The organism is Paraburkholderia acidicola (assembly GCF_002362315.1).
Lineage (GTDB): Bacteria > Pseudomonadota > Gammaproteobacteria > Burkholderiales > Burkholderiaceae > Paraburkholderia > Paraburkholderia acidicola.
Genome location: NZ_MTZV01000006.1, coordinates 1,098,641 through 1,110,687 on the forward strand (window position 1 = coordinate 1,098,641; position 12,047 = coordinate 1,110,687).

Here is a 12,047-nt window from a genome sequence, read left to right on the forward strand (position 1 = left end):
TCGGGCTAGATCAGCAATCCTTCACGGCGTGGCACGAGCAGCGTGTCGGCAAGCCGCTTCACGTACTGCCGCAGTTCGGGGACCGCCGTCGCCTCCCAGTCGCGCGACTGCAGCAGTGGCCCAACGTAGTACAGCCATGCCGACGGCGAGCCGTCGCGGCCACGCACCGCACCGTCTTCGCCGATCTCGAACCCCATGCCGATCGCATCCGGCACCAGCAGGCCTTCCGCATACAGATTGCCGAGCAGCGAACCGGCGTGCGCGCTGAAGTCGGGCGCAGGTCCTGTGCAATTGACAACCGCGCCGACCTCAACGCATTCGACCGCTGCCGCACCGCGTCGCCGCACCGCCACGTTCACGCTGCGCTCCTGTTCCGTATAGGCCGCCACACGTCCCGCCATGACGATGACGCCGCGCCGCTCGAACTCCGCCTGCAGACATGCCGCCGGCTCCGGCGCGCACCGGTGACGATGTACGTCCCAGTACGGCCGCACGTGACGCAGGAACTGTCGACGCTGATCGCCCGGCAACTGGCGCCACAACGCGGGCGTCGCCGCGCGCAGCGAGCCGATAACGTCCCGCCAGTCGACACCGGAACGGCTCGCCTCGCGCACCGCGTCGCGTACCGCCCGTACGTAGTGCCGCACGCTCGCGTGCGCGAGCATGCGGTTCGCAAGCCGGTCGTCGTAGTGCGGCGGACCATCCATCCTGCGATGCGCCTGCGGCAGCAGGCCGTGGCGCGATACCGCAAAGATCGGCGCCGTATGGCCACGCTCGCGCAAATCGAGTGCGACGTCGACCATCGTGAGGCCGGTACCCACCAGCAGGACCGGCATCGTCAGATCGATGTCGCGCAGCACTCCAGGAAGCCATGGGTCGCGCACGTAGAAGCGGCTGTCATAGAAACCCCGTTGCGATTCGGCAATGCCCGGATCGCGGCGCATTTCGTTGCCGCTACTCAGCACCACGCGGTCGGCATGGATGAGCTCGCCGTTGTCGAGCGTAATCACGCCCCGCGTGCCGTCGTCGAGCGGCGCGATCCTGACCGCACTCCCCACTACACTGCGAAATTCGATGCCGGGCACGGCCCGCTCGACCGCCTCGGTGAGGCGCGTCTCGAGGTAGTCGCCATACAGGCGACGCGGCACGAAACTGCTGCGCGTGATCTGCGAATCACGGCCATGGGCATACCGGTAGAAATCGTCATCGTCGCCTGCCACCGCGCTCATCCGCCCGGCCGGCACGTTGAGCAGATGGCTGAACACTCGCGTGCCGTAAGCCACGCCGCGCGCCATCGCGCCGGACCGGTTGATCAGCAGTACCCGCATCGGCGTCGTCGGAGGATGCCGCAGCAGATGCGTGGCCAGCGTGGCTCCGCAAAATCCCGCACCGATAATTGCAACCGTGGTTGTACTCATCGATTTCCTGTCCATTCCGATGGTTGTGGTGCCACGCCGCCCGCGACTGACTCGTTTGCCGCCACCGCGGGGTCACGCCAGCCTCCGCCGAGCGCGCGCGCAAGGAACACCACCGAGCCGGCCTGCCTGCCGCGAATCTGCGCCAGCGCTCGCTCGTTCTTCAGCATCTGTCTTTGCGCGTCGATCACGTCGAGGTACGTCACCATGCCGTCGCGATAGCGATAGGTCGCAAGCGCCAGCAACCGCTGCGCGTCGTCGACGGCCTCGCGTGACTCGCTCGCCGCGGCATTGAGAACATCGAGGTTGGTCACGCCGTCCTGTACTTCCTGAAATGCGCTCAACGCAGCCGCCCGGTAGCGCGCTTGCGCCGCTACATAGCCCGCACTCTCGAAGCGCACCTGCGCCGCCCTGCGGCCACCGTCGAACACCGCCTGACTAACCGACGCGCCAATCGACCAGACGAGGCTCGGCACGGTCGCGAGCGACGCGAACTGCGCGCTCTGCCAGCCGATCTCCGGCGACAAGGTCAGGCTCGGGAAGTACGCCGCACGCGCCACGCCGATACGCGCGTTGGCGGCGGCCATCGTCCGTTCCGCCGCCGCGACGTCCGGGCGTCGCTGCAGCAGTTCGCTGGGCAGGCCCGTCGGCAGAACGGGCAACGTATAGGCACTGCGATTCGGCGCGAGCGTGAACTGCGGCGCGGGCTCACCGATCATCGTCGCGATCGCATGCTCGTACTGCGCGCGCTGCGTCATCAACAGGCGCAGCTGGACGCGCGTCGTATCGAGTTCCGTGCGCTGCTGGAGGACGCCCAGTTGCGACACCTGACCGAACCGCTCTTGCGCGCTCACGAAATCGAGCGCCTTCTGTTGCCAGCTGACCGAGCGCTCAAGAACATCGCGCTCGTCGTCGATCGCGCGCAGCGCGAAATAGGCCGACGCCAGTTGCGCGGTCAGCGCGAGACGCGCGTTCGCGAAATCGTCGGCCGATTGCTCCGCGCTTGCCCGCGCTGCTTCGACCGAGCGCCTGACGCGGCCGAACAGGTCGATCTCCCAGGATGCCCAGGCGTTCGCCTTGAAATCGTTCTGCACCGTCTCGTAGTTCGGTGTGCCGTATTCCGTCAGCGGACGGTTCGCGGAAATCCGGCCACGACTCGCTTCTGCGCCGACTCCCAACTCGGGCAACTGCTTCGACGACACGGCCTCAAGCACGGCGCGCGCCTGATCGTAGTGTGCAGCCGCCTCGTGCAGCGTCGGGTTGTTATCGAGCGCGCGCTGTTCGAGCGCGTTCAGTTCGTCGATGCCGAACGCGCGCCACCATGCGTCGTCGAGTTGCGCGTGCGTGGGTTCGGCGGGACGCCAGTTCGCATACTCGGGGTCGAGCTGCCACGTTTGCGGCACCGGCACGGCCGGCCGTTGATAGTCAGGGCCGACTGCGCAGGCGGCCAGCAGCGTCGGCAGCAATACCGTTGCCACGCGCCACCTCGCGCGGTACAGCGTGGGCCACCGACCGCGCCACGCCGTCATGTTCAATTCGTCTGCCATTGCCGATCTGCGTGTCATGGTTGCGACGCCCCGCTATCCACGTCGCGGCCGCTCATCTCTTGCGCCGGCAACGGCAGCCACGGCGCCAGCACGACCGATGCCGCCATCAACAACCCCGATACCGCGAATGCCGTGTTGATCGAACTGCGCGTCGCAGCGATGCCCCAAAGGTAGGTGCCGATCGCAAGTCCGCCAACGATGCACGAGTGAAACAGCGACAGCGATCGTCCTGCCACCCAGGCGGGCGACGCTGTTTGGATCGTCAGGTTGTATGTCGAGACGACGGCAACCCAGCTCCCGCCTGCAATCGCAAGACCGAGCATGGCGACGGCCTGAACCGGACTCCATGCGGTGAGCAGTACGCCTGCGGCGAACGTCAACGTGCATAGCCGGATCAGCGTCTCGCGGCCGAGCCAGGTGCGAAACGCCGCACCGCCCAGCGCGCCTGATGCCGCGCCCGCGCCGAACGACGCAAGCAGAACGCCGTAGGTGCGCGCCTCGCCACCAAACTGCGTCTTCGCGAACAGCGGCAGCAGCGCCCACACGGGACTACCGAGGAAGCCGAACAGACTGCTGCGGATCAGCGTGCCGCGAATGCCTGGGGTCTCGAAGCAGTAGCGGACGCCTTCGGCCAGCATCTTCATCAGAGGCTCGCGTGCAGGCTTTCGCGTGGTGGCGCCGCGAATCTGGCGCGCCAGGACAACCACAAGCCCGGCGTACGACAGACTGCTGAGGAGGAATCCCGCTCTCGCCGAGACAGACGCCACAATCAGGCCGCCCAGTGCAGGGCCTGCGGTGCGCGCAAAATTCAACGAGAAGCTGTCCAGCGCGATGGCCGCCGACAGCTCGCGCGCGGGCACCTGCTCCGTGACAGCGGACTGCCATGCGGGCTGGAACATCGCTGTCGCGCATCCGCCGATGAACATGCAGAGCAGCAGCCACGCCGGTGTCATCACACCGGCGGTCGCAAGCGCAGTGAGGCACAACGCCACGACGAACATCAGCGACTGCGACACCAGCATTACCGAGCGTCGATCCCACGCGTCGGCGGCCACGCCCGACATCAGCGCGAACAGCGCGATCGGCAGCGTAGAGGCCGTCTGCACCAGCGAGACCATCGTGGGCGACGGCGCCATCGACGTCATCAGCCACGCGGCCGAGACGGTCTGAACCGATCCACCGAGGTTGCCGATCAGGCTCGCGACCCAGATCGATGCGAACGTGCGATAGGCAAACGGACCGCTCAAGGTCGCGAACCAGGAGGCACGCGTGCGTTGCGGCGCCTGTCCGATGCGGTCCTGCGCGCTATCGGTCATGCCGGCCTCGCTGGATCGCCCGATCGTGTCCGCATGGCGCGGGAAGGTAGCGTGTCATCGCGAGGCCAGCAGGTGGCTCGCCAGCGACTCGACCGTCGGATGACGGAACAGGTCACCCAGTTGTGCGTCGAGTTCGAGGTCATGCCTGACGCGCGAAAGCAACCTGGCACCAAGCAATGAATCGCCGCCGAGTTCGAAGAAATTTTCATCGATACCGACACTGTCACGCCGCAACACATCGGCCCAGCAGGCAGCCAGCACGTGATGCAGCGGCGTACGCGGGCGCTTGCATGCCCCAGCCGGTGCGGCGATCTGCGACGGTGCGGGCAGCGCCCGGCGATTCAGCTTGCCGTTCGGCAGCAGCGGGATCGCGTCGAGACGAATGACTGCGCGCGGCACCATGTGGGCCGGCAAGCGGCCCGCGATGTAGGCGCGCAAGGCCGCCACGTCGATCGTCGAGGCATCGCGCAGCACGACGTACGCGATGATTGTCTGCTGTTGCGTGACGTCGTCGAGATGCGGCAGCGCGACCGCCTGCAACACGTCGCCGTGTCCGCAAAGGGCCGCCTCGATCTCACCGAGTTCGACGCGCATGCCACGGATCTTGATCTGATCGTCGACCCGCGTCAGGTGCTCGTAGCATCCGTCTGCGTTCATTCGCAACAGGTCGCCCGTGCGATACCGGCGAGCCCCGTCCGCGCGCGCCGTCGCACCGAAGCGCTCGGCACTCAGCTCGGGACGTCCCCAGTAGCCGAGCGCGACGAAGGGGCTAACGATCGCCAGCTCGCCCTCAGTCGCGCTGACTTCGCCGGCCGCATCGAGCAGCATGATCTCGACGCCCGGTACCGGTCGACCGACCGGCAGACGTGGAGCGTTCGCGTCAGCAACGGGATCGGCGACATACTGCAACGCCGTGGTGCACTCGGTCGGTCCGAGGCCGTTGAGCAAGCGACATTGCGGACCGCCTTGACGCGCTGCCAGCACCGCGTCGTTGCCTGTCGCCGCTTCGCCGCCCAGCACGACCCAGCGCAGCGCCGCAGGCTGCGCAAAGATCGGGAAGGCCGCGCGCAGCACGCTCGGCGTCGAATGCCAGATCGTGATGCGTTCGCGTGTAAGCCATTCGCCGATACCCTCGACACCCCGCTCGCGCACGTCCCAGATATGAAGGCTCGCGCCCGTCAGCAACGTGGCGAAGATATCCATCACCGATGCGTCGAAACCGTAGTACGGCAACAGCGTCATCCGGTCATCGACGCCGAGCCCGATCGAGGACGCATAGCACGCGGCATGGTGCAGGACATTGCGGTCGCATTGCATCACGCCCTTCGGTACACCGGTCGTACCCGATGTGAACAGCAGGTACGAGACCGCGTCGCCCGGGCGCGTGTCCAGCGCACGATCCACATCCGGCAAGGACGCATCGTCGATGATGCGAACCTCGACGCCTAGCTGCGTCGCCGTGTCCACGAGCGCCGGCGCGGCCAGTACGATGCGGCAACCACACTCGCGCACCACGGACTGCAGATGCGGTAGGGGATGATCGGCAATCAGCGGAACGTAGAATTTTCCGGCGCCCAGCACGCCGAGCATGGCGGCGATCATCGGCGCCCCATGCGGATAGAGCAAGGCGACCGGCTCGTTAGCGGATCCGCCCGCGGCGCTGATCGCCGCGGCAATCCGCCCGGCGTGCGCGGCGAGCTGGCCGTAGGTCCAGTGTTCGTCGCCACACACCAGCGCGGTCGCATCGCGACGGCGCGCCGCCACTTCGGTGAATCGTGCTGTCAGCGAATCGGCGGTAGCGATCCCGGCTGCGACCGCGGTCGCGAAACGTCGGCCGAATCGATCCACCCGCACCGGTTGCTCGGGTAGATCGACACGCACGGCGGGTAAGCGTGCGTCGATATAGTGGTCGCGCAACATCTTCACGGCATCCTCGACTTCGTGTGTCGTCGTGTCGATGCGCAGCTGCGGATTCAGCGGCGGTTCGTAGCTGGAATGGATGCCGGTGAAGGACGTGACCAACCCCGCGCGTGCGCGCCGATACAGTCCTTTCGGGTCTCTTGCTTCGGCGATCGCGGGTGGCGTATCGACGAACACTTCGACGAACCGCTCCGCGCCGATGATCGTGCGCGCCGATTCGCGGAACGCGCGTTTCGGCGAAATCAGCGAAACGATGACGAGGTGTCCGATGTCGGCCATCAACGCCGCGACCTCGGCGACGCGGCGGACGTTCTCGGCACGATGCGCATCGGAGAAGCCCAGATCCGCGTTGAGACCGCTCCGCAGTGCATCGCCATCGAGCACGACCGTGGGCCATCCGTCTGCCTCGGCGTGCTCCTTGAAGCGCGTCGCGATAGCCGTCTTGCCGGCGCCCGATATCCCGGTCAACCAGAAGACCAGCGGCGCGGGTGCGCCCGTCACGCGCGCGGCGGATGCGAGCCTGGGCGCAGTCTCGCTGCCATCGAACGGTACGGCTGTGGCCATGCTGGCAACGGACACGGTGAGCGCTTCGCCCACCTCGAGATCGCGGCGCGCGTCGAGCCAGCTGCACCCCTGAATCCGCTTGATCACAATGCCGTCGTGTATCAGCTCCTGCGTCCACATCACGCCGTCGGCGCGGCCGCTTTGCGTGGCGGTTAGCGTGACATCGAGCGGCGCTACCGCGCCGCTCGCTTGACGATCGCCGGGATGGCAGGTCAGAAACGGCACGGACGGACCGAGCGCGCGCATGGCGTCGGAACCCACTGCGTCGTGAGATGCAGCTGCTGCGCCGAGATGTTCCAGGATTGGGTCGAAGGCGATGCCGTAGCGCGACTCGAGGGCACGCTTGCGTGTCTCGACATCCGACTCGAGCAGCCCGGCATCGCCCCACTCGACGAGCTGCGCGCTGTAGCGCACGCCGTTGGGCACGACGGCGACATTCGCCGTACCGAACCGGCGGGCGTAGTCGTCCAGACGGAAACCGTAGTCCAGATCGATCCCTGGCTGGCCAGTCGACGTCAGCCCCAGCACGACGTCGAATCGCCCTTCCCGATCTGCCAGCGTCTGCGCCCGGTCGTCATCCAGAAACGACATCCTTGCATCGAGGCCGCTCTCTTGCGCGTCGACCTGCGGCATCGTTTCCGCGGTCAGCGCGACGACCCGCCCGGCACCGTAGTGCAGCGCCAGCAATCCGGCACCGCCCCGTCCGCACGTGTCGAGTACCCGATGCGCAGGTGCAATGGAACGCCGCAGGCTGTTCACAGCCGCGATTGAAAAATCCGACGCCCGAAGGAAATCATGACAGGACCGCACGAAAGCAATGCCGCGTCTACGTTCATTCATGGACGTTCGTGATTAATTGTTTCGACATGCGCACGCATATATAAGCGCGCGCCCTCGGAATGTATCTTTTTGAACTTCCCCGCACTACGGATGCATTTAACCTGTCGCAGCCAATCTCAGGAAGCGCATTTTTAACACGACTTATTCCGCGCATGCAAGAGCTTATTCCTGTCATTCACAAGAGAATCTTCTGGAATCAGGCGCCAATGGCCCACTCCTCGATCAATATCGATCCGCATAACATGCGCAGCGCATATTTCAGATTCTTTTATGTAAATTACATAGATGAAAGGTCGGCCGCAGGAAAACTTCTTTCTGGCCTCCGTTATATTGACAAAAATGCCAAGGTCCTGTTGAATTGCGAAACGCGAGGGTAGCGGAAGTAAAATTTCAAGCAGGTTAAATGACTGGAGTCCCGCTTTCCATAAGGCTAAGGACGAAAAAAACGTAATCCCCGGCCTGGTTTCAATACCGCAGAGCGATGCATGAAATTCGATGGGCGTCACCAGCCCGCGGAGGCGCTTTGGCCGAAATCGGCCATTGCGTGTGGCCACATTCTCACAGTAGAAAGGCGTGACATGAATTCCGAGGTTCATCGACGTCCAGACGCTGCTTGCCTCAAGGTGATTCTGCTCCCCCCGGAGACCTTGAAACCGACCGAAGAGACCGTTCCGGCCCGCCTGCGCGAGGTGAGCGACAGTCTGCTTGCTACCGGGATCTGGCACACGCCGATTCTCGTCGAGCGTTCGTCACTGGTTGTTATGGATGGCCATCATCGGCACGCTTTTGCACTCGCCCATGGTTTTGCGCGGGTGCCCTGCTTATTGTTGTCCTACTCCGATGTTCGGCTGGAAAGCCGGCATAAAGACCAGTTAGTGACACCGGCAGAAGTTATTACTCGTGGCCTGGAAGGCCGGTTATATCCGGCAAAATCTACCCGCCACATTGCACAGCCATGGGCAGAAACTACCTGCAGTTATTCACTTGAAGAACTTCGAATGACATAAGTGTGTCTTTTAGAGCGTCACGCCAGGTAAATTGAAACCGGTTTGAAATTTCATCGATGCATGTCGAATATTTTTGCTCAACTTATTTGAGAGTTATTTTAAAGTTCGTGTCCTATGGCGGGCCAGCATGAAATTCAACTCAATCGAACAGATTGTCAACGATAATATATTCCTGTCGCTCGACGCATTCGCTCGCGGCAGGAACATTTATCTGAAACTGGAAGGCTTCAATCCTGGGGGGTCGATTAAGATCAAAACCGCCCTGGCACTGATAAGGGACGCCGAACAGCGTCGCGATCTGTGCCAAAAGAAGAAAATGATCGAATCGAGTTCTGGAAACCTTGGGCTCTCGTTGAGTATGATCGCGGCCGCCCGGGGATACCGGTTTACCTGCGTGGTCGATGCGAACACGAGTAAACAGATGATCAGCACGATGCAGGCGCTCGGCACGAACGTCATCGTCATCGATCGCCGGGACGAACAGGGCGGGTATCTCGGCAACCGTCTCGGTTACATCCGCGATGCGCTGGAACGCGATCCCGAGCTGATCTGGCTCAACCAGTACCAGAATCCGGCCAATCCGGCCGTGCACAGTGAAATGACGGCACAGTCGATCTATGACGAATTCGATCACGTCGACTACCTGTTTGTCGGTGCCGGCACGACCGGCACGCTGATGGGCTGCGCCGCCTTCTTTCGCGAGCATTCGCCGGACACGAAACTGATCGCCGTCGATTCCATCGGCTCGATCACCTTCGGCACGCCCGGTGGACGTCGTTACCTGCCTGGGCTTGGCTCGAGCGTGATGCCGTCGTTTTTCGACCGCGGCCCGCTGGACCTGCTGGTGCAGATATCGGAAGCCGAGACCGTCGCGGCATGCCGCGACCTCGCGCACCGCTATGGCAGTCTCTGCGGCGCATCCACCGGCACGGTCCTCGCCGCCGTCAGACGGCTCGCCGGCGACCTGCCCCGTGACGCGACGATCGTAGCGATCTCGCCGGATCTCGGCGGCGCCTATATCGATACCCTTTATAACGACGCGTGGTGCGACAGCACATACGGCAATGCCTGGCGCGACGTTCTCGAACACACCACGGAGACTCTGGCGTATGTCTAGCCCCCCCTCGTTCAGCGTGATTGGCGGAAGCTACATCAGCGATCTACTCGCGAAATCGAGAGTCGACATCATCGATATCGTCGAACATTGCTATCGGCTGCACCACCTCGGCGGCACTCACAATCCGGACAGCTACTTCCTGCGTTTCGACGACAAGCCCGAAGCCCGCATCATCGCCTTGCCAGCCGCGATCCGCGATGTCGATCGCAAGGCGTTCGTGTCGGGTATCAAATGGATCAGCAGCTACCCGCGCAATATCGAATCGAATCTTCAGCGCGCGTCCGCTGTCATCGTGCTCAACGATTACGAAACCGGCTACCCGTTCGCCTGTCTCGAAGCCTCGCAGATCAGCGCGGCGCGCACCGCGGCCTCGGCCGTGCTCGCGGCCACGCGGCTTGGGCCGCAGGGGCGGCAGGCCGGGCGCCTCGCCGTGATCGGCGGTGGCGTGATCGCCGGCACGATACTCAGCTACTTCAAGGCAAGCGGCTGGCAGTTTGAAGACGTCTGCGTGTACGACACATCGCCCGGGAACGCCGATGCGTTCGCGCGCAATCTCAGCGCGCGCGATATTTATGCCGTGCGAACAGGCACCTGCGACGAGGCCCTCGCGGCAGATGTCGTTGTGCTCGCCACGACCGCGGGCACCCCGTGGATCCCGGTCTCGCATCGCTTCGCCTCATCGCAGCTCATTCTGAACATTTCGTTGCGCGATCTGCCGCCTGAATCGCTATTGAGCGCGAACAACATCCTCGACGATGTCGAACACTGCATGAAAGCCAATACGTCGCCGCACCTCGCGGAGCAGCGCTACGGCCAACGCGACTTCATCACGGGCACGATCGGGCAGGTCATCCTGGGCGACGTGCATCTCGATTCCGGCAAGCCGATCATTTTTTCGCCGTTCGGTCTTGGCGTACTCGATCTGGCGGTGTCGATGTTTATTCTCGAACGGGCACAGGCTGACGGCGCCCGCCAGGCGATCCCCGGCTTCTTCGCCGCAACCGAACGGTGGACCATGTAGAACACGGCACGCCCGCTTGAACGCGAACTCACCTCCATTCGATCACCCGATGCCGGCAGCGCACTGCGCTGCCGGCTGGACTTATTGGCCTATCCATCCGCATGCCCACGTCTTCCCCCGATCGCCGTAAAACTGTCGCTCTCGCACTGGTGTCGCTCGTTGCGGTCGTGCTGCTCGTGTGGATCGTCGACCGTACGACGGCCGCGCGTCCGGCTAGCGCCAGCCAGACAGACCCAGCGATTCCCGTCACGGCCAGCACGGTCGGCACGATGAATCTGCCGCTCTATCTGACCGGGGTGGGCGCCGTGGCGCCGCTGTACGACGTGACCGTGAAGAGCCAGGTCGACGGGCAGATCGTCAAGGTGAATTTCAGGGAAGGTCAGTACGTTCATAGCGGTGATGTGCTCGTCGAAATCGATCGCAGGGCGTTGCAGGCGACCGTCGATCAGGCCAGCGCGAAACTCGACCAGGACCGGGCTACGCTCGCGAATGCCCGACTCGAACTCACGCGCCATCAGCAACTCGCGCAGGTCAATGCGACCTCGACACAGGCGCTCGAGGCACAGCAAGCCCTCGTGAACGAGCTGAACGCGCAGATTCGCGGCGACCAGGCGGCCCTCCAGAACGCGCGCGTATCGGTCGACTACACGACGATCCGCGCGCCGATCTCGGGACGCATCGGCTTCCGGCTCGTCGATCAGGGCAATCTCGTCAGGGCGAACGAAACGACGCTCCTCACGCTGGTCACGACTTCGCCTATCACGGTGATCTACTCCGCGTCTCAGGACGCGCTACCGGCCATTCAGAAAGCATTGCATCGCGGACCGGTCGACGCGATCGCGCTGACGACCGACGGCAACACGGTGCTTTCGCGAGGTCATCTGGAGGTGATCGAGAATCGCGTCGACGCGGCAACCGGCGTGATCCGGTTGAAGGCGCTGTTCGCGAACGGCGACGGCGCGCTCTGGCCCGGGCAATCGATCATGATGCGAACGAGGGTCGACGTGCTGCCGAATGTGACGGTGGTACCCGAGGATGCGATCCAGCAGGGTGCCGATGGGGCTTTCGTGTTTGTCGTCGAGGTAGATGACAAGGTGGTCGTGCAGCCGGTCAAGGTGTCGAACCGTTCGCTCGGCTACGCCGCTATCGCAAGCGGTCTGAAGGTCGGTCAACGTGTGGTCGTGCAAGGCCAGTACCGGCTGCAGGGCGGCGCACACGTGGCAGCGACGATGATGCCCGCGGCGCACGCGCTCGACGACGCAGTGGCCAGCGCCACCGTCGCAACGGATGCGCACTGATC

At 64.0% G+C, this 12,047-nt stretch carries 8 protein-coding genes; 4 read left to right on the forward strand and 4 right to left on the reverse strand.

Annotation, left to right across the window (positions count from 1 at the left end; genetic code table 11):
• Nucleotides 1-5: 5 nt before the first annotated feature.
• Genes BWP39_RS23675 through cysC form a run of 4 tightly spaced genes read right to left on the reverse strand, consistent with a single transcriptional unit; the run spans nt 6 to nt 7,602 of the window.
• The gene (locus tag BWP39_RS23675) at nt 6-1,418 is read right to left on the reverse strand and encodes an FAD/NAD(P)-binding protein (protein ID WP_096724624.1); all 1,413 of its coding nucleotides are present in this window, start codon (nt 1,416-1,418) and stop codon (nt 6-8) included.
• On the reverse strand, nt 1,415-2,962 hold the full coding sequence (locus BWP39_RS23680) for an efflux transporter outer membrane subunit (protein ID WP_096724626.1): 1,548 nt from the start codon (nt 2,960-2,962) through the stop codon (nt 1,415-1,417). Before BWP39_RS23680 ends, BWP39_RS23675 begins: the two co-directional genes overlap by 4 nt.
• Nucleotides 2,963-2,976: 14 nt before the next feature.
• Complete coding sequence (locus tag BWP39_RS23685; protein ID WP_096724628.1) at nt 2,977-4,278, reverse strand: MFS transporter; 1,302 nt, start codon at nt 4,276-4,278, stop codon at nt 2,977-2,979.
• Between the two features lie 54 nt (nt 4,279-4,332).
• The gene (cysC, locus tag BWP39_RS32560) at nt 4,333-7,602 is read right to left on the reverse strand and encodes an adenylyl-sulfate kinase (RefSeq protein WP_207557063.1); all 3,270 of its coding nucleotides are present in this window, start codon (nt 7,600-7,602) and stop codon (nt 4,333-4,335) included.
• A 647-nt stretch (nt 7,603-8,249) separates the two neighbouring features.
• Here cysC and BWP39_RS23700 point away from each other — a divergent pair.
• The 4 genes from BWP39_RS23700 to BWP39_RS23715 all read left to right on the forward strand — a co-directional run bounded on the left by BWP39_RS23700 (nt 8,250) and on the right by BWP39_RS23715 (nt 12,045).
• Nucleotides 8,250-8,609 (forward strand): ParB N-terminal domain-containing protein, encoded by a 360-nt coding sequence (locus tag BWP39_RS23700; protein WP_157915174.1) that lies wholly within the window; start codon nt 8,250-8,252, stop codon nt 8,607-8,609.
• A gap of 127 nt (nt 8,610-8,736) precedes the next feature.
• The gene (gene sbnA / locus BWP39_RS32400) at nt 8,737-9,726 is read left to right on the forward strand and encodes a 2,3-diaminopropionate biosynthesis protein SbnA (protein ID WP_096724634.1); all 990 of its coding nucleotides are present in this window, start codon (nt 8,737-8,739) and stop codon (nt 9,724-9,726) included.
• On the forward strand, nt 9,719-10,747 hold the full coding sequence (gene sbnB / locus BWP39_RS32405; RefSeq protein WP_096724636.1) for a 2,3-diaminopropionate biosynthesis protein SbnB: 1,029 nt from the start codon (nt 9,719-9,721) through the stop codon (nt 10,745-10,747). The genes sbnA and sbnB overlap by 8 nt, the downstream gene beginning before the upstream one ends.
• Nucleotides 10,748-10,848: 101 nt before the next feature.
• Nucleotides 10,849-12,045 carry an efflux RND transporter periplasmic adaptor subunit gene (locus tag BWP39_RS23715; protein ID WP_096724638.1) on the forward strand — a complete coding sequence of 399 codons (1,197 nt, stop codon included), beginning with the start codon at nt 10,849-10,851 and terminating at the stop codon, nt 12,043-12,045.
• Nucleotides 12,046-12,047: the final 2 nt, after the last annotated feature.